Here is a 21,454-nt window from a genome sequence, read left to right as displayed (position 1 = left end):
TTCTCACAAGCTCTGGTCCGGCACCTGCAAGGGCCAAATTCCAACGGGAGGTTGATCGAAATGAGGCTGTTAAAAAGACTGGGACTGGCCGCGTCGCTGACGCTTGCCACCGCCATGGGCGTTGGGGCGGTTGTCGACCATGCCCAAGCGCAGGACAAGAAGTTCACGATATATCTGTCGCTGAGCTACAGCGGCAATTCGTGGCAGTCGGAGGCCGCGAACATCGTCAAGGCGTTGGCGCAGACGCCGCCCTACGACAAGACGGTGGAGCTGAAGGAAGTCATCTCGGGAACCGACCCCCAGGCTCAGATCTCGGCCTATGAAAGCATGATACAGGCTGGCGCCGACGGCATCATCAGCTTCCCGATCTCGTCGACGGCGCTGAACCGCACGGTCCATCGCGGCTGCCAGAAGGGCGTGCTCTTCTTCATGTACGACGCCACGGTGACCGAGCCTTGCGCCTACAATGTCAGCTATATCACCGCAGGCTTCGGCGAGAACACCGCCCAGGCCTTGGTCAATATCCTGGGAGGCAAGGGCAAGATCTTCCTGAGCCGTGGCGTCCCGGGCAACTCGGTGGATAAGCGCCACACCGACGGCGCGATGCACATTTTCAACCAGTATCCCGGCATCAAGGTCGTCGCGGAATACTACTCCTACTGGGATGACCGCACCACACAGCAGGAGACGGCCAAGGCTCTCGCTGCGCATCCCGATGTTGACGGCATCTGGGCTCAGGCAGGCGAATATGGCGCCGTTCAAGCGCTGCTCGACAAGGGCAACAAACTGGTTCCGATGACCGGCGAGAACTCGGACGGTTTTCGTCTCGGACTGGCAGACCCGAAGATGCAAGGCATGGGTCTCAAGGGTGTGTCCGCCGGTTCGCCGCCTGCTACGTCAGGCTATGCCTTCAAGCTGATGATGGAGATCCTGACCAAGAAGCGCGACCTGAAACCGATGAACATCGAGTACCCGTTGCCTTGGGTGCCAGCGGATCAAGTCAAGCCTTGCAAGGGCGATACCTTCGCCGACGGGTGCAACGTTTTCCCGTCCGACAAGGTTCCGAGTTCCTTCGTCACCGAGGTCTTCAATCCCGATTTGCTGCCGGAACTGTCGCTGCGGTCGGCGCTCGAGGGCAAGCCAACACCAGGAGCGACCATTCAGGCATTGCCCGCGGACGTGAAGCAGGCGCCCGATGCCCCTGGCATCAACTGCTCATCGTGCAAGGCTCCGGCCGACGAATACAAGCTCACCAAGATCGAGCCGACGGTAAAACCCTGACGATCAGCAATGCAACAGGTGGACGGCATCCTGCCGCCCACCTGACTCAACATAAGGATGAGAATATGCCGACTTTTCTGAAACGGGGCAGGGATCCCGAAGCTGTCGCCCAGAGCGATGCGGCCGTCCGGACGACCGTCGAGACGATCCTTGCCGACATAGAAAAGCGAGGCGATACCGCTGTCCGGGAGTTGTCGGAGCGTTTCGACAAATGGTCGCCGCCAAGCTTCCGGCTCAGCGACAGCGAGATCGAGCAGGCGATGTCCAAGGTGTCGGCAAGCGACATCGAGGATATTCGCTTCGCCCAGGCCCAGGTTCGCAATTTCGCCGAGAAGCAGCGCGCCTGCCTCCAGGACCTCGAAGTGGAAACGCTTCCCGGCGTTGTCCTCGGCCACAAGAACATTCCCGTGGAAACAGTCGGCTGCTACGTGCCGGGCGGGAAATACCCGATGGTCGCCTCCGCGCATATGAGCGTGGTGACGGCCAAGGTCGCCGGCGTGAAGAAGATCATCGCCTGTGCGCCGCCATTCCAGGGCGGTCCGCATCCGGCTATCGTGGCCGCAATGCACATGGCCGGCGCGGACGAGATCTACGTTCTGGGCGGTGTGCAGGCCGTTGGCGCCATGGCGCTCGGAACCGAAACCATCGGGCGCGTCGACATGCTCGTCGGTCCTGGCAATGCCTTCGTCGCTGAGGCCAAGCGGCAATTGTACGGCCGTATCGGCATCGACCTGTTCGCCGGCCCGACCGAGACGCTGGTCATCGCCGACGACAGTGTCGACGGCGAGATCTGCGCGACCGATCTGCTCGGCCAGGCCGAGCACGGTCCGACCAGTCCCGCCGTGCTTCTGACAAATTCGGAGAAGCTCGCGCGCGACACCCTGACCGAGATCGAGCGGCAGCTGAAGGTCCTGCCGACCGCCGAGATCGCCGCCAAGGCATGGGCGGACTATGGCGAAGTGATCGTCTGCGCTTCCTATGAGGAGATGGTCGCCGAGGCCGACCGGATCGCATCCGAGCACGTCCAGGTCATGACGCGCGATCCGGACTACTTCCTCGACAACATGCGCAATTACGGCGCTCTGTTTTTGGGAGCGCGTACGAATGTTGCCTATGGCGACAAGGTCATCGGCACCAACCATACGCTGCCGACCAAGAAGGCGGCCCGTTACACAGGCGGTTTGTGGGTTGGCAAGTTCATCAAGACCTGCACCTATCAGCGCGTTCTGACCGACGAAGCGAGCGCCATGATAGGCGAGTACTGTTCGCGCCTGTGTGTCCTCGAGGGATTCTATGGGCATGCCGAGCAGGCCAACATCCGGGTCCGCCGCTATGGAGGTCGCAACCAGGCCTAAGCCAGCGCGCCAACGGAGTTTTCATGTCGATCATCGCCCGCAACAAGAACAGCAAGCCCCGCCTGACCGTGAAGGATCTGGCGCGCGATCTCGGCATGTCTGTTTCGACCGTATCCAGGGCCTTTCACGCCGATGCCGTGATCGCCAAGAATACGCGGGACCTGGTGCTGAACCGTGCGAGGGAGATCGGCTATTCGCCGAACCCTTTCGCGCGCAGCCTCATCACCAAGAAGACGCGTATCGTGGGTATTGTCGTCGCGGACATCAAGAACCCGTTCTATCCGGAAGTGCTGACGCGGCTGACCACCGCCCTTCGTGCCATCGACATGAACGTGATGCTCGTCGCCGCCGACCAGTCGGGAGACGTCGACCAGGCGCTACGCCTGCTGCTCAACTACCAGCCAGATCTTGCCATCATCCTGGCGGCCACCCTGTCTTCGGCGGCCGCGCAGGAATGCCGTAGGGCCGGCACTCCGGTGATCTTTTTCAACCGACTCTCGGCCGACGACCACGCGTTCGGCATTTCCTGCGACAATATACTCGGCGGCCGCAGCATCGCCGACTATCTCGTCGATACCGGCCACCGGCGCCTGGCCTACATCGCCGCCTTGCCCGATGCCTCCACCAATGTCGCACGCCACAGGGGCTTCAGCGAACGCGCCGTCGAGCGTGGCCTCGCCGCGCCGATAGTTATCGAGGCAGGCCAGTTCAGCTATCACGCCGGCTACGAAGCGGCGCGCAAGCTGCGTGACCTGAAAGAGGTTCCCGACGGTGTCTTTTGCGCCAACGACATTCTCGCCATTGGCTTTCTCGACGGCGTGCGGCGAGAGCTGGCGCTCGGCGTGCCGGACGACATTTCGATCGTCGGCTTCGACGATATCGAGATGGCCCACTGGCCTTCGCACGGGCTGACGACCGTCCGGCAGCCCATTGACCAGATGCTCGAGGCCACGGTCAGCCTGGCGAAGGAATTGAGCACGAATTCCGGCCGGGAGCCGATCGTTCAACTAATCCCGCCCGGCGCGGTGATCGAGCGCGCGACGACGCGAAAAAGGCACCATGGCTGATATCCCGGGAAAGCGCTTCTTCGAGCGGGCGGTAAGCGTCCACCGCTATGACTGCGAGGTCGTCGCGGCGCCCCATGTCTCCGTCACCGGAAGCGAGGAACCCGTCGCCACCGTCAACGATGCCGCGTTGACCGACGAAGCCATCGTCCGCTACGTCGTGGCAACCCGCCCCGTCTACGAAGGCCTGCGCCGGCTGATCGGCCAACTCGCTGGCCTGCTGGTCCTGGCTCAGGCCGGCGGACGCCGCGACGTGCTCGATCTGCCTGACATTCCGGTGGCCCGCGAACGGTGGACGGAGGTGGAGCAGCGGCTGGGCGCCTTGCACGCGCCGCATGGGCTCGAAAGCCATTGCGCGCGTCTGGGGGCCGCCCATGCAATGCTGGGCGAGGTCCTGGACGATTTCGGTTCGGCCCGACTGCGGCGCGACTGGCAGCAGGAGCTCGACCGGGCCGGGGAGAGGATCAAACGCGCCTACGCCGGGCTGCAGGCGGCGTCGGAACCGCGGGCCGGTATGACGCCGGTCGATTTCAATCACGCCTGCTGCAGCTGTGCGCAGCGTTGGCGACAACAGGGAGGAAGCAATGAGCCAATATTCGATCTGGGTGCTTGAGTACAGCTACGTCAGCAACTACCACAAGAGCGGCGTGCTCTACGGCGCCCACAACCAGGGTTACGTCAAGCTTCCCTACTGCTACGCGCTGATCAAGGGCAACGGTCGCGTTGCGATGGTCGATGTCGGCTACAACAACAAGGACTACGGCAAGCATCTCGCCGACAAATTTGGCGTCGAGAACTGGCACTCGCCCGAGGCCGTTCTTGGCGAAATCGGCCTCTCGCCAAAGAGCGTCGACACGGTTTTCGTCACGCACGCGCATTTCGACCATTTCGGCAATGTCGAGGACTTCCCGAATGCGACCTTCTACATCCAGGAGAGGGAGATCGCGAAGTGGGTCTGGGCGATGTCGCTGCCGGATCGCATGCGCTGGATGAACGTAGCCGTCGACCCGGGCGACATCGTGCGCGGCGTCGACCTGGCCCGTCAGAAGCGGTTGGTGACGATCGACGGAGCGAAACAGGACGTCCTGCCCGACATCGATCTCCATGCCGCCTTTGACAGCCATACCTACGGATCGATGTGGGTCACCGTGCGCAACGGCAAGGACGACACCTGGGTGCTGGCTGGCGATCTGGTCTACGTCTTCGATAACATCGAGGGCTCGGGAGCTGCCGTCGATATCGAGACGCTCTACGTTCCGGTGGGGCTTGCGGTCGGCAGCCAGACCAATCTCGTTCTCGCCACCGAGGAGATGATGAAGCAGGTGGGCCACGAGGCACGGCGGGTCATTCCCATCCACGAAGAGCGGTTGAAGGACCGGTTCCCATCCCGCATCACTCAGGATGGCCTGCGGATCACCGAAATTTGCCTCGCGGACGGCGAGACGTCACGGGTGCAATGATGGATGCAATCCGCAAAGTCGCCATTGTCGGTGCCGGACTGGTCGGCCGTGGCTGGGCGATCGTCTTCGCCCGGGCCGGCCATGATGTGACCATCTATGACGGCAGCGCCGACATCCGCGCCGCGGTGCTCGACAAGATCCGGGCCAGCCTTGCCGATATGCAAGAGGCCGGGCTGGTAGATGCCGTCGATGCAGTCATGCGGCGGCTGAACGTTGTCGATACGCTGGAGGGTGCGGTAGCGGATGCCGACTACATCCAGGAGTCGGTGCTGGAAGTGCGCGACATCAAGGAGGCGGTCTGTCTGGAGATTGACCGGGCGATGCGGCCCGACGCGGTCGTAGGCAGCTCCAGCTCCGGCATTCCGGCCTCGGCCTTCACCGGGTCCTGTGCCAACCGCCGGCGTTTTCTCGTCGCTCATCCCCTCAATCCACCGCATTTGATCCCGTTGGTGGAACTGGTCCCGGCGCCCTGGACCGACGCGGAGGCCGTTGCGTGGCTTCGAGTGCAGATGCAGGCCGTGGGGCAGGCGGCTGTCATCGTGCGCAAGGAAGTCGAAGGGTTCGTCCTCAACCGGCTTCAGGGGGCATTGCTGAACGAAGCCTGGGCCCTGCTCGAGGAGGGCGTGGCAAGTGCCGCCGATATCGATCTTACGGTGTCGCATGGGCTCGGCTACCGGTGGTCCTTCATGGGGCCTTTCGAGACGATCGATCTGAATGCGCCCGGCGGGATCGCGGACTACGCGAGACGTCTGGGACCGCTCTACCATTCGATCGCCCTCGCCAGGCGCGATCCGGCCCCCTGGCCGGAAGGGCTGATTGCCAAGGCCGAGGAAGCGCGCCGCGAAAAGTTGTCAGCATCCCAACTCGCCGAACGCAGCGCCTGGCGCGACCGCAATCTAATGGCGCTGGCCGCCCATAAGCGAAGCACCGGGGGTTGACACTCAGGAGACGGCCATGACAGCCACACTCACAGGCAAGGTTGCCCTGGTCACTGGAGCAACCGGCGGCATCGGCGCGCGGATCGTATCCAGGCTTGCTGCGGAAGGGGCTTCGGTTGTCATCGGCTACAACCGTTCGCGGCAGGCGGCCGACGATCTGGTTTCGTCATTGGCGTACGGCGATCACTTCGTCGCCGAGGCGACCGTGACGGACAGCGATTGCCTCGCGCGCCTCGCTGGTCAGATCGAGAAAAGCTTTGGCCGGCTGGATGTCCTGGTCAATTGCGCCGGGACAACCCGCTTCGTGCCACATCCGGATCTCGACAGCCTGGACGATGAATTGATCGACCGCATCTTCAGCGTCAACGTGCGCGGTGTGATTGCTGCGACGCGGGCCATGCGGCCGCTGCTCGATCGCACCGGCAGCGGGGTTGTTGTCAACATCTCGTCGATCGCAGGGGTCACCGCCATGGGAAGCAACGTCGCCTATTGTGCGTCGAAAGCCGCTGTCGATAATCTGACCAAGTCGCTGGCGCGTGCCCTAGCCCCGAGAATCAGGGTCGTTTCGGTCTCGCCCGGCGTGGTCGACACCGACTTCATCAAGGGCCGTGACGAATCCTGGCGGGACGAACAGGCAAACCGAACGCCGCTGGGGCGGCTGGGCACGCCCGACGATGTCGCCGAGGCGGTTTTGGCGGCTGCGACCCATCTCCGTTTCGTGACCGGCGTTATCATTCCGGTCGACGGCGGTCGGCCCCTGGCCTAGAGCCCGGGACGGATCAGATCGAACGGACTTCCTTTCGCCATCATCGATCTGCGGTCAAGAAGTGCCTGCTGATTGGTCTAATCCTCCAGCAGATAGCCTGTCCGGTGGGCGAGGGGCTTTTGGCCCACCACCTTGGCAATGACCTGATTGGCGGCGACGAGTTTCTTCAGCCTTCGTGTCACCACGAGCCCGTCGGTGCGCGCCCGTACCGTCACGCGCGCCTCGCGGCCCAGCGAAGAAGGCACGATGATGTCCGCGATCGGCTGTCCACAAGTGACGCGTTCACCCAGTTCGGCGCGGTAGACGATGACACCGAAAGCGGGCGTGCGAACCACATCGCACGCATCGAAGCCGGTGATCTCGCAAAGCGCGGCGGGCGGCAGGCCCGCTTGCCCCGCGACGTAGCCGCGGCGGCGAAGCACGTTGAGCAAGGCGGAAGCGTCAGCCGACGCCATCTCATCACTGATGTCGATGAAGCCGCGCAGTTCCACCGTCGCGGCGAGGCAGCCGATCGGGATCCCCTTATCGGGAAGGGCAGCCGCAAGCCTGATCCAGGGCTCGACGCTTGCTTCGGCGAAGGTTGAGCCGCCCGACGAACCCTGTGAGAACACCGCCCGGCAACCGAGTTCCCGCGCAAGGTCGGACAATTCGGCCGAGATCTCGGGCCGCACGAACAGATGCATCAGTCCTTCGTCGTCGCAGTGCAGATCCAGCACAAGATCGGAATCGAAAGCCTCGCGTGCCAAGGCGGTGTAAAGGGAATCGACAGGCTGCCCTGCGCCGCGTTCGTCGAGAATTTCGCGAATCGTGCTGCGGATGAGCACCGTGTTGTCGTCGGCGCTGCTTCCGAGCCGATCGGCAAGTCGGATGGTCAATTCGCCGGCGACATCAGGCCATTTGCGATTGAAATTCCGGCCGCTGGCCAGATCGTAACGCCCCAGATGATCGCCATTGACGAACTGCGCCAGGCCGAGCGGGTTGGCGTAGGGAACGACGACGATCTGGCCCCGGATTTCGCCGCGCGCCTCGGCGGCGTCAAGCTGCTCGACCAGATGGTGCAATACCAGCAGCCCTGGCGCTTCATCGGCATGCAGCGCGGCATGTATGTAGGCTTTCGGGCGCGCGTCGGCGGCACCATACCGGATGATGCGCACGCTGTGTTGGCTGCCCGGCGTGCCGTTGGCAAGAGGAACATCGAGAATTTCACGAGACATTGGTGGCTCCGGCGAGCGCACGTTCCGATAGCGGGAAGTGGCAATTGAAGACATGGCGGGGATCTTCCCGGTCGGCTGCCCGGGACGGGAAGACGCTTTTGCAGATGCCCTGCGCATAGCGGCAGCGGGTGTGAAACTCGCAGCCCGCTGGGCGCGTCATCAGGCTCGGCACCTCGCCGCTGAGCTCGACCCTGTCGAGCACGGCGTCCGGGTCGGGTTCCGGATTGGCCGACAGCAACGCCTCCGTGTAGGGGTGGCGCGGCTGCGCGAATATCCGCTCAGTCGAGCCGACCTCGATGAAGCGGCCGAGATACATGATCGCCATGCGATCGGTCATGTGGCGCACGACATTGAGATTATGCGTGATGATGAGAATGGCGATGCCGAGTTCGCCCTGCAAGCGTCCAAGCAGATTGAGGACTTCACCCTGAACGGACACGTCCAGTCCCGCGGTCGGCTCGTCGGCGATGATAAGATCGGGTTGCAATGCAAGGGCCCGCGCCACGCCGACGCGGCGCGCCTGGCCTCCGGAAAGCTGGTGTGGATATCGCCGCCCGAAGTCGGCGGGCAGGCCGACCATGTTGAGCAGGCGTTCCGCTTCGGCGGCGGGGTCGCGGCCGGTAATGCCGTGAATGCGGAAAGGCTCCATCAGCAGCGAGCGTACAGTGAGCCGCGGCGACAGCGATCCGACCGGATCCTGGAACATCATCGCCATGCGCCGAAGATGCGGCTTGCGCTCCGTCGGGGCGAGGCCGTTCAGCACCTGACCATCGAAGCGTATCGTGCCGCCCGTCGGCGGCCGCAGGCCCATGATGGCGCGGGCGATGGTGGATTTTCCCGAACCGCTTTCACCGACGAGGCCGAGCGTTTCGCCCTTGCGGATCTCGAAGGAAACGCCGCAGACGGCGTCCACGAACGGGTTCTTAACGCCGCTGGCGAGCGCCTTCAGCGCGCCCATGGTGCGGAAGCGTACGCGAAGATCCTCGACAGAAAGCAGGGGGCTCATACCGGCGCCACCAGCGTGTCGTCGAGACGATGGCAACGTGCGGTGTGCGTTGCGCCGATAGCGCACGGGACAGGACTGTCATCCACGCACCGGGTAAAGGCTTGCGGGCAGCGCCGACGGAAGATGCAACCCGCCTGGGTACCGAGGAGGCTCGGCACCTCGCCTGGGATCGTCGGCAACTGGCGGGTGCGTTGCCTGATGCGTCCGGGATCACATTCGAGCAGCGCGCGCGTATAGGGATGCCCCGGTTGGCGGAAGATGTCGCGCACGGTGCCGTATTCGACCACCTCGCCCGCATACATGACCGCCACCCGGTCGCAGAGCTCGGCGACAGCGCCGAGGTGGTGAGAGACGAACAGGATCGAGCAGCCGATCTCCTTTTGCAGCTCTTTCAACAGATGGATGATCTGCACCTCCAGCGTCGCGTCGAGCGCTGTGGTCGGTTCGTCCGCGATGAGCAGCGCCGGCTTCACCAGCAGCGCCATGGCGATGCAGATACGCTGGCGCATGCCACCGGAAAACTCGTGCGGATAGCCGCCGATGCGGCTCTCCGGGTCCGGAATGCCGACCCGATTGAGCATATCCAGGGCGCGCTGGCGCTTGGCCCGGTGCGAGCCGCCCTCGTGATGCTGGATATCGATCATCTGGCTTTCGATGCTGCGCACAGGGTTCAACGCCGTCATCGGATCCTGGAAGATCATCGACATGCGGTTGCCGAGTAAGCCGCGCCGCTCCGCCGGAGCCATGCCGAGCAGGTCGCGCCCCTCGAACAGGATGGCGCCGTTCACCATCTCGGCATTTTCCGCCAGCAGCCCCATCACGGCATAGGCGAGCGTCGATTTGCCCGAACCGCTTTCGCCGACGATGCCGACCACTTCGCCCGCCGGCACGTCGATATGGATATCGCGCAGTGCATGGGCGCGACCGCGCGGCGTGCCGAAATCGAGAGACAGACCACGGATCGCCAGAAGCGGGTCGCGGTTTGGAGAATGTCCTGCCTGAGCGCCGGGATTCATAGGTCTTTCCGAAGCTTGGGGTCGAAAATGTCGCGCAGCGCCTCGCCGAGGAAAGTGAAGCCCAGCGTGGTTATGACGATCGGGATGCCGCCGGCGATCACCAGCCACACCGTCTTGTGGATATAGCCATAGCCGTCACTGAGGATGGTTCCCCAGTCCGGCGTCGGCGGACGGACACCCATGCCTAGGAAGCTCATGCCGGCCTCCAGCGTGATGACCAGCGGAACATCCATGCTGACCAGGATCAGCAGCGGCCCGATCACATTGGGCAGCACGTGCACGGCAAGGATGCGCACGATGCCGGCGCCCATGGCGCGCTCCGCAGTGATGAACTCGCTCTCGCGCAGTGCGTGGGCCTGCGTGCGCACCACGCGCGCATAGATCGGCACGGACGTGATCGCGACGACGAAGATGACGCTGGCAAGGCTCGGCCCGAGCAGCGTCACCACTGCCAAGGCGAAGATGATGACCGGAAAGGAGCGGATCGTGTCGAAGACCAGCAGCAGCAGATTGTCCAGCCGGCGCGGACCGAAGGCGGCGATGAGGCCGAGCACAAGCCCTGCGCTGAGCGAGGCGCCCAACGAGACGAAGGCGACGAGCAGCGCGATCCTTCCGCCCATGACGACCCGCGAGAAGACATCGCGTCCCAACTGATCGGTGCCGAGAAGAAAATGCAAAGAGGGCGGCGCCAGCCGGGGCCCAACCATGATCTTGATCGGATCGTAAGGCACGATCCAGGTGGCGAAGACCGCAGTCGCCACCATCAGCACCACCAGCACGGCGCCCATCATGCCGAGCGGAGACTTGCGCAATTGCCGCAGGAACATGGCGGCCGCGCCCGGCCCGCGGCGTTCATCGACCGCCTCGCGAATGAGTTGAACTTCGGACACGCTACAAATTCTCGCGGATTCTTGGATCGAGCGCCGCGTTGACGAGGTCAGCGAGCGTCGTGGAGATGACGAACAGAACGGTGGTGACGAGGACCGTGCCCATGACGATCGGATAGTTGCGCGAGTCCACCGCCTTGACGATCAGCGCGCCGATGCCGGGCCGGGCGAAGACCACCTCGACGAAAACCGCCGCCGAGAGCAGGTGCGCCATGCCGACGCCGATGATCGTCACTGTCGGCAGGATCGCGAGCGGCAGCGCGTAGCGCGCCACGATGCGCCGCTCCGAAAGGCCGAAGGAGCGCGCCATGCGAATGTGGTTCTCGCCAAGAATCTCCAGCATGGAGGCGCGCACGATGCGCGAGATGTAGCCCACCCAGCCGATACCGACGACGAAGGCTGGAAGGATGAGATGGACGAACCCGTCGCGGAAGCCTGAGCCGGCGCCGATGGCCGGCAGCCAGCGCAGGCCGACCGAGAAGATCAACAGCGCATAGATCGCCATGACGAAGGACGGGATGGCGATGGTTCCGACCGCGAATACACCCACGACCTTGTCGATCACGGAGTTGCGGCGCAGCGCCGAATAGCAGCCGAGCGGCACGCCGACGATAACGGCCCAGGCGATCGAAACCAGGATGAGTTCGATCGTGTAAGGCAATTGCTCGAAAACGATGGCCGCGACAGGGCGCTGGGTAAAGACATCGGTGCCGAGATTACCGTGCAGCAGCCCCCCGAAGAATGAGACGATCTGCACGGGCAGCGGCTTGTCGAGGCCCATTTCCTCGTGCAATTGCGCCTTCAGTTCCGGCGTCGCACGCGGTCCGAGCAGGACCGCGGCGGGATCGCCGGGAACGGCCTGGATCATCAGGAACAGCAGCGTGACGGCAACGACGACAATTGCCGCCGCCAGCACAATACGCTTGCCAAGATATAACCACATGTTTTGACTCAGCCTGTCCCAGCGACCGCGTCAGAGCGGTTCAGCGTTTGATAGAATCGCCGACCCGCTCTAACCCTTTGTTTTTTCGCAATTCCGGACGGAAAACCGCTACGCACTTTTCCTAGAATGCCCTAGGCCGATTTCGGCTCAAAGCCGAGATAGAGCGGCCGCCCGTCTGGGCGCGTCTCGGCCTCGAGTTGCGTCGTTCGGTACATGATCGGCGAGCCTTCATGGGTGAGGAACCGGTAGGAGCCGGAATCTTCCATGATGTCCTGCATCTCATAATACATCTTGGCCCGTTCCTGCGGGTCTTCGACGGTTACCGCCTTGGCGTTGAGCTCGTCGAAGCGCTCGCTGCGGAAGCGCTCCCAGTTCCACACACCGACCTGGTCGCGCACGAAAAAGGTGGTGGCGTAATAGGGATCCGGCACCATCGAGAAACGCTGCACGATCAGCTGCATGTCCTTCCAACGTTCGCCTTCCGATTCCATGCCGATGGTCCAGAACGAACCGGAATCCTGAACATTGACCTCGACCGTGATGCCGATCTGCGACAGCTGCGCCTGGACCATTTCCGCGATCGTGGAGAAGGTGGTCACGTTGAGCGCGTCGATGGTGAGGCTGAGTTCGGTGATGCCGGCCTTCTCAAGATACTGCTTCGCCTTTTCGAGATCGCCCTCCGGCGGTATCAGCGCTTTTTCCCGGTGTCCCACCAAGCCTGGAGCGATAAGGCCGGTCGCGACCTGGGCCTGGCCTGAATAGGCCGCGTCCATGATCTGCGGCACATTGATGGCCCATTGAATCGCCTTGCGGACATTGACGTCCTTCAGCTTCGGATGGTCCGAGTTCATGCCGATATAGACATAGTAGAGCGAAGGCTTTTCTTCGATCTTGGTGTTTTCGGGCGGGCTGTCCTTCAACGTGGCCAGCGAATCGAGGCTGAAATCGGTGAAGTCGATGTCGCCTGCCTGATAGGCGCGCTCGGCGGTCTTGATATCGCTCATGGGCAGGATATGAATTTCGTCGAAGCCCGGCCTAGGGCCTTTCCATTCGGGATTTCGGGTCAACAGGACGAGCTGGTTCGGCTTCCAGTCCGACAACACGTAGGGACCTGAATAGCAGGGCGGCTTCATGCCGAAATCGCCGCCGTCGGCAACTGCCTTCGTCACCGCTTTTTTCGAGACGATGTGGCCGCAACCATAGGGAAGAGTGATGTTCCAGAGCGGCACGAAAGGCGTCTTGAGCACGATCACGCCAGTATGGTCGTCCTCGATCTCGATGCGGTCAAGCGGACCCCAGTCGCCCTTGACCGGAGAATTGTGCTGGATGACGCGCTCAAACGAGAACTTCACGTCCTCGGCGGTCATTTCGCCAAATCCGCCAGTGAAGTTGATGCCCTTCTTCAGGCGGAAGCGGATGTGCGTCGGATCGATCTGCTCGACGGATTCGGCGGCCTCGAGTTCCCAGCCCCACTCCGAACCCGGTTTATAGCGCGTAAGCTTGGTGTAGATGCAGTTCATGACGTCGACATTGTACGCGTTCTGGTAGAAGCCAGGATCGAGCTTGTCGATATCGGAATAGGCGCGGGCCTTGAGCACCTTGCCTTCGGCCGCCCATACGGCCTGCGACAAGGGCAGGCCGGAGGCGATGATCCCCGCGCCGAGGCCGGCGCCTGCCTGCAGGAAATGCCTGCGATTCAATTTCATTCCATTCACGGTTTCGTTCCCCTTTCAACTGAGCGGGTTTCCCGACGATTGCCGGGATCCCTCTTTTTGGTACCGCGCCGCCTGATGGGGCCGCGAGTTCGGACGGCGCATTCTTCAATTCAGCCGGCAAGCCGGTCAATTTCGCTGCCGACGCAGATGTGAGCGAGATTAGCGTCAGTTCGCGAATGTCACAGCAGGCGACGCTCTATCGCCTCGGTCCATTTCTGTTCGTGGACAAGCTCGTCGCCTTCCCATGCCTCGAGATGCGCCTCGACGTGGAAGTGCGATGGCGTCGCGGTCATGGTCGTTTCGGTCACAGAACGCATGCGCCAATCAGCGCGCGAAAATTCGAACTCCCATTTCGCCTCGGCCCTGGCCGACCCGAAATCGTCGCCGCGGAAGGAATAGCGTTCGCGGCCGAGCGAGGTAATGGTTAGGTCGTTGTCGACGATGCGATAGGTGCCGGCGCCTTCGCCGATCTCAACGACGGTCGAAGCGACTGCCAGATTCTCCGTGATCGTCCAATCCTTTTGCGGCTTCGAGATCGTCTCCACCCGTAAGGGCGGCGCCCCTTCGGGTTCGGCAAAAGGCGCCGGTGCCGGATCTCCGGCGCCCCCGACGCGGACCGGAAGTTCAAGGCGGCAATCCGCCGGATGGACGGTGAGCGTGACCGGCTCGGGCGAAGGCCAAGCGATCGGGAAGTAATTTGTCGAGATGGCAAGGCGTATGCGATGCCCCGCGCTGAAGCGCTGTGCTACGTGCTTGAAGGGGACAGAGGTGCGGTAGCGCCTTGCCGGTTCGAGCGGTTCGGGCCTCTCATGGCTATCGCGATGCGTCAGGTTCAAAAGGCCGTAGCTGACGCGCGTCGTCGCGCCATCGGGGGCGACATCCGAAAGACGGACGGCCACCATGGCGACGGGCCTGTCGCTTTCGAAGACAAGATCGAGCATTGCGTCGCCCGCGATCTCAACATCGTGCGCCAGCTCTTGCGTCTCATAGACCAGACTGCCGGCATCGTCGCCGCGCTGGTCAGCCGGCTGGTCGCCGGGCACGGCATAGGAGCACCATTTGCCGCCACGCAGGCCAACCGACAAGGGCGAGCGGACCGTCTGCGTTCCGGCCGCATCGTCTGCCCGACGCAGGGACAGGCGCCCATTGCCGGAAAGGAAGAAGGACTGCCGCTCGATGTTCGGCGATGGCCATGCCGGCTCCGTGACCCAGCGTCCGGCGCGCGTCTCGTAGGAAGTTTGCGGCGGGGCGCTATCCTGCATGAACAGGCGCAGCATCGGCTCGTCCATGATGCCGGTGTCACGGCCCTTCAGCCATTGATCCCACCAGCGGACGCATTCCTGCAGAAAGCCGATGGCAGGACCAGGCTTGCCGATATGGGGATAAGTGTGCGCCCATGGCCCGACCAGCCCCTTGCGCGGGCCCTGCAGCTTTTCCATCAGGCGGAAGACCGAGCGGCAATAACCATCGGCCCAGCCGCTGACGGCGTAGACCGGGCAGGTGATTGCACCGAAATCCTCGCAGACCGAACCGTGTTTCCAGAACTTGTCGCGGTGCTGGTGCTCCAGCCAGTTCTTCAGCCATAGCCCGCTTTCCTTCAATCGACTGTGCCACAAAGCGCGCCAATTGTGCGGCTTGTTGCGTGGGTCGGGCGGCAGCGTGTTGCGCCCGAACATGATCGCCGCCCAGGAGAGATTGTCGATGAGCAGCGTGCCACCCATGTGGTGGACATCGTCGGCGTAGCGGTCGTCGGTCGAGGCGCAACTGATCACCGCCTTCAGCGCAGGCGGCCGCATGGCCGCGATCTGCAATCCGTTGAAGCCGCCCCAGGAGATGCCGATCATGCCGACGTTGCCGTCGCACCAGGGCTGGGAGGCCAGCCATTCGATGACCGAGCAGCCATCGTCAAGCTCCTGCTGAAGGTACTCGTCGAGCATCAGCCCTTCGGAATCGCCGGTTCCGCGCAGGTCGACGCGCACCACTGCGTAGCCGTGGCCGGCCACGTAGGGGTGCATGACGACATCACGCGCGGCGGTCAGATCGTTCTTGCGATAGGGGATGTATTCCAGGATCGCCGGCACCGGCTTTTGTTCGGCACCCTCGGGAAGCCACATGCGCGCCGCAAGCCGGCAGCCGTCCGGCATCGGAATCTCGAAATGGTCGACCGAGCGGATCGGATGGGGGAAGTTGGACACTGTGCGCATGACGAGGCCTCTGTTGGAGAACGCCACCTTGGGCAAATCGGCGGTGCCGCACAATTTCGCGACCCTTCGCGACTTGACACTGTTCTGGCGTCAGTATGCATTAGGTCATGCAGACCGAACCGCTTCCCCAGAACCTCGCCTTCCTGTGCAGCTATTATCCGTCGATTGCCGCCGTGTGCCGGCGCCTGCAGATCAACCGCCAGCAGTTCAACAAGTATCTGAGCGGCCAGACCTGGCCGTCCCGCCGCAACATGCGCAAGATCTGCGATTTCTTCGGCGTGAGCGAAGGCGAGCTTTTGATGGACCAGCAGCGCTTTGCCGAGATCGTCGGCCTGCGCCGCCGCCCGCTCGGCGTCCATGCGCCATCGGACATGCTGGTGCATATGGAGCAGCTCTATCAGCGTTCCGGCGATCTCGGGCGCTATGTCGGCTACTATTTCCGCTATTTCTACTCGTTCGGCTATGCCGGCAAGATCATCAAATGCCTGGTCGTAATCTATGAAAAGGAAGGCCGCTATTTCTGGAAATGCATGGAAAGGCTCGTCCATTTCGGCAAATATGGCGTAAAGACCTCGAAATATTCGGCCGCCCTGCTGCTGCTCGGCGATCGCATATTCGCGCTCGAATCCGAAACCCTGCTCAAGACCAGCATCACCCAGGTGATCCTCTATCCGAGCTACCAGACGAGCGTCGCCTATCTGGTCGGCATCCAGACGGGCATGCCCCTTTTACGAGGGCGGAGACCCGCAGCCTCGGTCGTGCTTCTGGAATATCTCGGCCGCTCCGTCGACCAGCGCAAGGCGCTGCAGGCCTGCGGCCTATTCGATGAAACTGACCCCGCCATCGATGTCGGCATCCGCGCCATGATCACCAACCGCATCCCCACCGGGACGTTCGTGCTCGAGACGGAAGAGGTGTAGACGTTCCTCCCAACGCGACCCGCATCAGCGCGGGCCTGTCCAACCCGTTCAGCACGAGGTTGTCACCCATGTCTTAGGTACAGTCTGTTACCTATGTCTCCGGGCCGTACAGGTGAGAGGTGGTAGCGGGAGAGGGACTTGAACCCCCGACCCCAGGATTATGATTCCCGTGCTCTAACCAACTGAGCTACCCCGCCAGGGCGGCGAAAGGCCCGAAATCCGCCTTAAATCGCAAGGCATTTCGAGGCGTTCGCCAAGGTCGCGCGGATATAAGGTTGGGAGGGTGAGCCTGTCAAGCTTCGAACCGCTCGGCAGGGGCGCTTATTCTCGCTGCCGAAAAGCTTTGCCGCGCCGATAATTGGTTGCAGCCGCCGGGGTTGAGTTCGAAGAGGCACGTCGCTATGTCTCGGCCACGAGTTTTTAGAGTTTGAGAACAGATGAAGCCGCGCATTGCAGTCCTCGGTTGCGGATACTGGGGCTCCAACCACATCCGCACCCTCAAGGCGCTCGGCGCGCTGCACGCGGTCTCCGACGCCAACCGTGCCCGCGCCGAAGGCTTTGCCAGCGAACAGGACTGCCTCGCGATCGAACCGGACCAGTTGTTCGTCCGCAATGACATCGACGCCATCGTCATGGCGCTGCCGCCGCAATTTCATGCCGAGATGGCGGTGCGCGCCACCGAAAGCGGCAAGGACGTGCTGGTGGAGAAGCCGATCGCGTTGACGGTTGCCGATGCCGAGCGCTCGGTGCAGGCGGCGAAGGACAAGGGCCGCGTCTTCATGGTCGGCCACGTCTTGCGCTTCCATCCCGCATTCGAGACGCTGAAGGCGCTCATCGACAAGGGCGAGCTCGGCGAGGTCCGCTACATCCATTCGCACCGGCTCGGCCTCGGCAAATTCCACACCGAGAACGATGCGCTATGGGACCTGGCGCCGCATGACCTGTCGATGATCCTGGCCATCACCGGCACCGAACCGATCGAGGTGCGCGGCGAAGGGGCGGCGCTGCTCGACAATCTCAGCGACTTCGCGCATCTGCACATGCGCTTTCCCAACGGTTTGCGCAGCCATCTCTTCGCCTCGCGGCTGAACCCTTACCGCGAACGGCGGCTGACCGTGGTCGGCACCAAGGCGATGGCTGTCTTCGACGATGTCGAACCATGGGAGCGCAAGCTCGCCGTCTATCGCCACGCGGTCTGGCAGGACAGCGGCCAATGGGCGTTCACCACCAATGAGCCCTCCTATGTCGCGGTTGGCCAAGGCATGCCGCTGACGCGCGAACTCGAGCACTTCATCCATTGCATCGAAACGCGGGCCGAACCGCGCACCAGCGGCGAGGAGGCAATCCGGGTGCTGCGCATCCTGACCGCGGGTACGGTCACGCACACCAAATCCAATCCCTGAAGAAGATCGGGCCGCGTCGGGGCGGAGAGATCGTTGCCTACTCGGCGGGAACCTGCGCCGGTGACGCGGCAAGTCGGCTCAACATCGCCTCGGCCTCGGCGCCGCGCTCGGAGCGTTCGATGAAGCCGCCGCCGAACACGCGGGCCTCGTTGCCGTCGTCGGAATAGAGCACGCAAGCCTGTCCAGGCGCGATACCGGACTCGCCATCGGCCAATTCGACCGATGTGACGCCCGCCTCGTGACGCAGCATCGCCGGGCGTGGCGGCCTGGTCGAGCGGACCTTGGCGAACAGTTCCAGCCCGCCCGCGGGCATGTCGGCCAGCGCGCCGTCACCAAGCCAGTTCATGTTGCGCAGGTAGATCTTGTGCGTCTCCAGCGCCTCGCGCGGCCCGACCACGACACGGGCGCGCTCGGCGTCGAGATGGACGACATAGAGCGGCTCGCCGGAGGCCACGCCGATGCCGCGGCGCTGGCCGATGGTGTAGCGCAGAATGCCTTCATGGCGGCCGAGCACCCGGCCGTCGATATGGACGATGTCACCCGGATTGGCGGCCGTCGGCTTCAGCTTGGCAATGATGTCGGAATATTTGCCCTGGGGCACGAAGCAGATGTCCTGGCTGTCCTGCTTGGCGGCTACCGTCAGGCCCATCTCCTCGGCAATGGCGCGAACCTGCGGCTTCGGCAGGCCGCCGAGCGGAAAGCGCAGATAATCGATCTGCGCCTGCGTGGTGGCGAAGAGGAAATAGCTCTGGTCGCGATCGGCGTCGACCGGCCTATAGAGCGCGCGATGGGCGCCATTGGCGCCGGAGCGAATGTAGTGGCCCGTGGCCAGCGCGTCGGCGCCGAGATCCTTGGCGGTGGCCAGCAGATCAGCGAACTTCACCGTCTGGTTGCAGGAAACGCAAGGGATCGGCGTCTCGCCGGCGACATAGCTCTCAGCGAAGGGATCGATGACCGCCTTGCGGAAGCGCTCTTCGTAGTCGAGCACATAATGCGGAATGCCGAGCGTCTCGGAAACGCGGCGGGCGTCATCGATATCCTGCCCGGCACAGCAGGACCCGGCCCGGTGCGTCGCGGCGCCATGATCGTAAAGCTGCAAGGTGACGCCGACGACATCATAACCCTCGCGCTTCAAGAGACCCGCGACGACGGACGAATCGACGCCGCCCGACATGGCGACGACGATACGGGTGTTTTCGGGACGTCCGGGAAGATCGAGGCTGTTCATGGTTCTTTCGTTCTGCGCGGCGCTTGCATGCCAATGACGCGAATATAGGTCAAGCTTGGCGGCTGCGCCAGCTTGCGGGACCGATCGGCGGGCAACTGCCGGCCCGGTGACCGCGCAGATTTTTCGAGCGAATCCGGAACTTCCCGGCAGATATTTCAAATGTTTGCGAAAAGACTAACGCGGCGTTCATGATCATTACCTAGCTGTTAGGGTCTGCTTAGGCAATTTTTAAAGCTGTGGCGGTAACGTGGTGGGGATTGGGTCTTTGAGTTTTTTGTAGAGAGTACGATGACCGATCTGGTTAGACCGCGAGTCAAATATGTTATCGGGCCTGACGGCAGCCCTCTCACAATTGCCGATCTGCCGCCGACGAATACACGTCGCTGGGTTATCCGGCGCAAGGCGGAAGTGGTTGCAGCGGTGCGCGGCGGGCTTTTGAGCCTCGAGGAGGCATGCCAGCGCTACAAGCTGACCACCGAGGAGTTCCTGTCCTGGCAGGCCTCGATCGACGAATACGGCCTCGCCGGGCTGCGCACGACGCGCATCCAGCAATACCGGCACTGACGCTCAAGAATCTGCAAAAGGGCGCGAAGTTCGCGCCCTTTTGGTTTCTTGACAGCATTTGCGCGTTTCAGACCGTCAGCACCACCTTGCCGACCGGCTTGCTGGCGAGGAAAGCGTGCGCGGCGCCGGCCTGTTCTAGCGGGAAGGTCTTTGCCACATGCACGGTAAGCTTTCCCGCATCGACGAGCTTGCCAAGTCCCAGCAGGCCTTCGCGGTCGGGAACAACGGACATGCGTTCGACGCGGATGCTTCGCGCCTTGGCATCCGCCCTGGTCTTGTCGCTGATGTCGAGCAGTGACACCAGCACGCCGCCGTCCCTGAGCACCTTCAACGATTGATGGGCGTGCTCGCCGCCCACCGTCTCGAGCACCAGGTCGATGTCCTTCGCCTTGTCGGTAAAATCATCCTTGGTGTAGTCGATGACCTCGTCGGCGCCGAGCTTGTGGACGAAATCCAATTTTTCCGTGCTGGCGGTGGCGGCAACCCAGGCGCCGCCCGCCTTGGCGACCTGCACCGCCAGATGGCCGACGCCGCCGGCCCCGGCGTGGACCAGCACGCGCTGGCCGGCTTTTATCGCGCCATGACGCACGAGGCCTTGCCAGGCGGTGAGGCCGGCCAGCGGCAATGCGCCTGCCTGGACGTAATCGGCGTGCGCGGGCTTGCGCGCGATTTCATCGGCGGGCACCGCGGCCAGTTCGGCATAGGCTGCCGCCTGCTTTGGGAAGCGCGGCATGCCGAACACCGCGTCACCTGGATTCAGGCCGCTGACACCAGGCCCCAGCGCCTCGACGGTTCCCGAAAGGTCCCAGCCGAGGATGAAGGGTGGTTCGCCGAGCAGCGGGTAATAGCCGGCGCGCACGGCGCCATCGACCGGATTGATCCCGGCCGCCTTGATGCGGACCAGCACTTCGCCGGCGTTGGGCGAGGGCGCCGGGCGCTCGGCGATGACAAGGACATCGGGTCCGCCGACGGAATTCTGGATAATGGCACGCATAAGATTTCTCCTGATTGACCGGTCCCACTATCATTTGGAGAGTAATAGTCTCTTGTCCAGTATATACCTTTTTGATATATAGGCACCGTATGGATAGTGATCTCGACTCCCCCTACGGCTATGATGCGTTCCGGCGGACCTGTCCCTCGCACACGGTGCTGGAGACGCTGGCCAGCAAGTGGGTTTACCTGGTTGTTTGTGCGCTGCGCCAAGGCCGGCAGCGCAATGGCGAGCTTGCCCGCAAGCTCGAAGGCATTACGCCGAAGATGCTGACGCAGACGTTGCGCGTGCTCGAGCGCGACGGCCTGGTGCGGCGCGAGGTGTTCGCGGTCGTCCCGCCTCGGGTCGAATATGAATTGACCGAACTTGGCCAGAATCTGGCGGGATTGCTCAACCAGATCAGATCCTGGTCGGAACAACACGTTCCCGACATCAAGGAGGCCCGGGCGCGAGCTGCGGCCGTGAATGAAGGGGAGTGGGCCGTTTAGCGCTCGCC

Annotated in this window: 20 protein-coding genes and 1 tRNA gene; 11 read left to right on the top strand and 10 right to left on the bottom strand. The window is 63.0% G+C overall.

All coding sequences use genetic code 11. The annotated features are described in order from the left end of the window. The first annotated feature begins 60 nt into the window (after positions 1 to 60). The 7 genes from FJ949_RS12970 to FJ949_RS12940 all read left to right on the top strand — a co-directional run bounded on the left by FJ949_RS12970 (position 61) and on the right by FJ949_RS12940 (position 6,864). Complete coding sequence (locus FJ949_RS12970; RefSeq protein ID WP_224646425.1) at positions 61 to 1,281, top strand: sugar ABC transporter substrate-binding protein; 1,221 nt, start codon at positions 61 to 63, stop codon at positions 1,279 to 1,281. Positions 1,282 to 1,346: 65 nt separating this feature from the next. After that, the gene (hisD, locus tag FJ949_RS12965) at positions 1,347 to 2,636 is read left to right on the top strand and encodes a histidinol dehydrogenase (RefSeq protein ID WP_140496118.1); all 1,290 of its coding nucleotides are present in this window, start codon (positions 1,347 to 1,349) and stop codon (positions 2,634 to 2,636) included. Between the two features lie 23 nt (positions 2,637 to 2,659). Next, on the top strand, positions 2,660 to 3,703 hold the full coding sequence (locus tag FJ949_RS12960; RefSeq protein WP_140496117.1) for a LacI family DNA-binding transcriptional regulator: 1,044 nt from the start codon (positions 2,660 to 2,662) through the stop codon (positions 3,701 to 3,703). After that, positions 3,696 to 4,313, top strand: coding sequence for a hypothetical protein (locus FJ949_RS12955; protein ID WP_140496116.1), 618 nt, complete (start codon positions 3,696 to 3,698; stop codon positions 4,311 to 4,313). The genes FJ949_RS12960 and FJ949_RS12955 overlap by 8 nt, the downstream gene beginning before the upstream one ends. Continuing rightward, complete coding sequence (locus FJ949_RS12950; RefSeq protein WP_140496115.1) at positions 4,285 to 5,160, top strand: N-acyl homoserine lactonase family protein; 876 nt, start codon at positions 4,285 to 4,287, stop codon at positions 5,158 to 5,160. The genes FJ949_RS12955 and FJ949_RS12950 overlap by 29 nt, the downstream gene beginning before the upstream one ends. Further along, positions 5,157 to 6,098 carry a 3-hydroxyacyl-CoA dehydrogenase gene (locus FJ949_RS12945; RefSeq protein WP_140496114.1) on the top strand — a complete coding sequence of 314 codons (942 nt, stop codon included), beginning with the start codon at positions 5,157 to 5,159 and terminating at the stop codon, positions 6,096 to 6,098. Before FJ949_RS12950 ends, FJ949_RS12945 begins: the two co-directional genes overlap by 4 nt. A 16-nt stretch (positions 6,099 to 6,114) precedes the next feature. Continuing rightward, a complete protein-coding gene (locus tag FJ949_RS12940) occupies positions 6,115 to 6,864 on the top strand; it encodes an SDR family oxidoreductase (protein WP_140496113.1) in 750 nt (249 codons plus the stop codon). Between the two features lie 77 nt (positions 6,865 to 6,941). On the opposite strand, the gene FJ949_RS12935 is transcribed toward FJ949_RS12940, so the two are convergent. The 7 genes from FJ949_RS12935 to FJ949_RS12905 form a co-directional block, all read right to left on the bottom strand. Next, positions 6,942 to 8,078 (bottom strand): succinylglutamate desuccinylase/aspartoacylase family protein, encoded by a 1,137-nt coding sequence (locus FJ949_RS12935; protein WP_181172131.1) that lies wholly within the window; start codon positions 8,076 to 8,078, stop codon positions 6,942 to 6,944. Beyond that, positions 8,068 to 9,084, bottom strand: a complete 1,017-nt coding sequence (locus FJ949_RS12930) for an ABC transporter ATP-binding protein (RefSeq protein ID WP_140496111.1) — start codon at positions 9,082 to 9,084, stop codon at positions 8,068 to 8,070. Before FJ949_RS12930 ends, FJ949_RS12935 begins: the two co-directional genes overlap by 11 nt. After that, entirely contained in the window at positions 9,081 to 10,100 is a 1,020-nt protein-coding gene (locus FJ949_RS12925) for an ABC transporter ATP-binding protein (protein ID WP_140496110.1), read from the bottom strand. The genes FJ949_RS12930 and FJ949_RS12925 overlap by 4 nt, the downstream gene beginning before the upstream one ends. Continuing rightward, positions 10,097 to 10,990, bottom strand: coding sequence for an ABC transporter permease (locus FJ949_RS12920; protein ID WP_224646421.1), 894 nt, complete (start codon positions 10,988 to 10,990; stop codon positions 10,097 to 10,099). Before FJ949_RS12920 ends, FJ949_RS12925 begins: the two co-directional genes overlap by 4 nt. Before the next feature lies 1 nt (position 10,991). Next, positions 10,992 to 11,930 (bottom strand): ABC transporter permease, encoded by a 939-nt coding sequence (locus FJ949_RS12915; RefSeq protein WP_140496109.1) that lies wholly within the window; start codon positions 11,928 to 11,930, stop codon positions 10,992 to 10,994. A gap of 131 nt (positions 11,931 to 12,061) precedes the next feature. Further along, on the bottom strand, positions 12,062 to 13,636 hold the full coding sequence (locus tag FJ949_RS12910; RefSeq protein ID WP_140496108.1) for an ABC transporter substrate-binding protein: 1,575 nt from the start codon (positions 13,634 to 13,636) through the stop codon (positions 12,062 to 12,064). 188 nt (positions 13,637 to 13,824) lie between these two features. Beyond that, the gene (locus FJ949_RS12905; RefSeq protein WP_140496107.1) at positions 13,825 to 15,849 is read right to left on the bottom strand and encodes a CocE/NonD family hydrolase; all 2,025 of its coding nucleotides are present in this window, start codon (positions 15,847 to 15,849) and stop codon (positions 13,825 to 13,827) included. A 107-nt stretch (positions 15,850 to 15,956) separates the two neighbouring features. On the opposite strand from FJ949_RS12905, the gene FJ949_RS12900 reads away from it, so the two are divergent. Then, entirely contained in the window at positions 15,957 to 16,769 is an 813-nt protein-coding gene (locus FJ949_RS12900; protein ID WP_140496106.1) for a helix-turn-helix transcriptional regulator, read from the top strand. Positions 16,770 to 16,889: 120 nt separating this feature from the next. Here FJ949_RS12900 and FJ949_RS12895 read toward each other — a convergent pair. Next, positions 16,890 to 16,966 (bottom strand) — tRNA-Met (locus FJ949_RS12895). A gap of 240 nt (positions 16,967 to 17,206) precedes the next feature. Here FJ949_RS12895 and FJ949_RS12890 point away from each other — a divergent pair. Further along, positions 17,207 to 18,172 carry a Gfo/Idh/MocA family oxidoreductase gene (locus FJ949_RS12890; RefSeq protein ID WP_140496105.1) on the top strand — a complete coding sequence of 322 codons (966 nt, stop codon included), beginning with the start codon at positions 17,207 to 17,209 and terminating at the stop codon, positions 18,170 to 18,172. Positions 18,173 to 18,209: 37 nt separating this feature from the next. Here FJ949_RS12890 and mnmA read toward each other — a convergent pair whose 3' ends face one another. Beyond that, entirely contained in the window at positions 18,210 to 19,400 is a 1,191-nt protein-coding gene (mnmA, locus tag FJ949_RS12885) for a tRNA 2-thiouridine(34) synthase MnmA (protein WP_140496104.1), read from the bottom strand. Between the two features lie 288 nt (positions 19,401 to 19,688). On the opposite strand from mnmA, the gene FJ949_RS12880 reads away from it, so the two are divergent. Continuing rightward, positions 19,689 to 19,964, top strand: coding sequence for a DUF1153 domain-containing protein (locus FJ949_RS12880; protein WP_006203587.1), 276 nt, complete (start codon positions 19,689 to 19,691; stop codon positions 19,962 to 19,964). Between the two features lie 67 nt (positions 19,965 to 20,031). Here FJ949_RS12880 and FJ949_RS12875 read toward each other — a convergent pair whose 3' ends face one another. Continuing rightward, entirely contained in the window at positions 20,032 to 20,958 is a 927-nt protein-coding gene (locus FJ949_RS12875) for an NADP-dependent oxidoreductase (protein ID WP_140496103.1), read from the bottom strand. 89 nt (positions 20,959 to 21,047) lie between these two features. Between FJ949_RS12875 and FJ949_RS12870 the strand changes: the two genes are divergently transcribed. Then, positions 21,048 to 21,446: a helix-turn-helix domain-containing protein gene (locus tag FJ949_RS12870; RefSeq protein ID WP_140496102.1), complete on the top strand. Its 399-nt coding sequence runs from the start codon at positions 21,048 to 21,050 to the stop codon at positions 21,444 to 21,446. Positions 21,447 to 21,454 lie beyond the last annotated feature (8 nt).

The organism is Mesorhizobium sp. B2-4-1, assembly GCF_006442185.1.
Taxonomy (GTDB): Bacteria; Pseudomonadota; Alphaproteobacteria; order Rhizobiales; family Rhizobiaceae; genus Mesorhizobium.
Note: the sequence above shows the minus strand (reverse complement) of the source record. Positions and strands in the feature narration are given on the sequence as shown.

Coding starts and splice junctions, on each gene's coding strand:
- FJ949_RS12970 (WP_224646425.1), top strand. CDS start 61: ATGAGGCTGTTAAAAAGACTGGGACTGGCCGCGTCGCTGACGCTTGCC.
- hisD (WP_140496118.1), top strand. CDS start 1,347: ATGCCGACTTTTCTGAAACGGGGCAGGGATCCCGAAGCTGTCGCCCAG.
- FJ949_RS12960 (WP_140496117.1), top strand. CDS start 2,660: ATGTCGATCATCGCCCGCAACAAGAACAGCAAGCCCCGCCTGACCGTG.
- FJ949_RS12955 (WP_140496116.1), top strand. CDS start 3,696: ATGGCTGATATCCCGGGAAAGCGCTTCTTCGAGCGGGCGGTAAGCGTC.
- FJ949_RS12950 (WP_140496115.1), top strand. CDS start 4,285: ATGAGCCAATATTCGATCTGGGTGCTTGAGTACAGCTACGTCAGCAAC.
- FJ949_RS12945 (WP_140496114.1), top strand. CDS start 5,157: ATGATGGATGCAATCCGCAAAGTCGCCATTGTCGGTGCCGGACTGGTC.
- FJ949_RS12940 (WP_140496113.1), top strand. CDS start 6,115: ATGACAGCCACACTCACAGGCAAGGTTGCCCTGGTCACTGGAGCAACC.
- FJ949_RS12935 (WP_181172131.1), bottom strand. CDS start 8,078: ATGTCTCGTGAAATTCTCGATGTTCCTCTTGCCAACGGCACGCCGGGC.
- FJ949_RS12930 (WP_140496111.1), bottom strand. CDS start 9,084: ATGAGCCCCCTGCTTTCTGTCGAGGATCTTCGCGTACGCTTCCGCACC.
- FJ949_RS12925 (WP_140496110.1), bottom strand. CDS start 10,100: ATGAATCCCGGCGCTCAGGCAGGACATTCTCCAAACCGCGACCCGCTT.
- FJ949_RS12915 (WP_140496109.1), bottom strand. CDS start 11,930: ATGTGGTTATATCTTGGCAAGCGTATTGTGCTGGCGGCGGCAATTGTC.
- FJ949_RS12910 (WP_140496108.1), bottom strand. CDS start 13,636: ATGAAATTGAATCGCAGGCATTTCCTGCAGGCAGGCGCCGGCCTCGGC.
- FJ949_RS12905 (WP_140496107.1), bottom strand. CDS start 15,849: ATGCGCACAGTGTCCAACTTCCCCCATCCGATCCGCTCGGTCGACCAT.
- FJ949_RS12900 (WP_140496106.1), top strand. CDS start 15,957: ATGCAGACCGAACCGCTTCCCCAGAACCTCGCCTTCCTGTGCAGCTAT.
- FJ949_RS12890 (WP_140496105.1), top strand. CDS start 17,207: ATGAAGCCGCGCATTGCAGTCCTCGGTTGCGGATACTGGGGCTCCAAC.
- mnmA (WP_140496104.1), bottom strand. CDS start 19,400: ATGAACAGCCTCGATCTTCCCGGACGTCCCGAAAACACCCGTATCGTC.
- FJ949_RS12880 (WP_006203587.1), top strand. CDS start 19,689: ATGACCGATCTGGTTAGACCGCGAGTCAAATATGTTATCGGGCCTGAC.
- FJ949_RS12875 (WP_140496103.1), bottom strand. CDS start 20,958: ATGCGTGCCATTATCCAGAATTCCGTCGGCGGACCCGATGTCCTTGTC.
- FJ949_RS12870 (WP_140496102.1), top strand. CDS start 21,048: ATGGATAGTGATCTCGACTCCCCCTACGGCTATGATGCGTTCCGGCGG.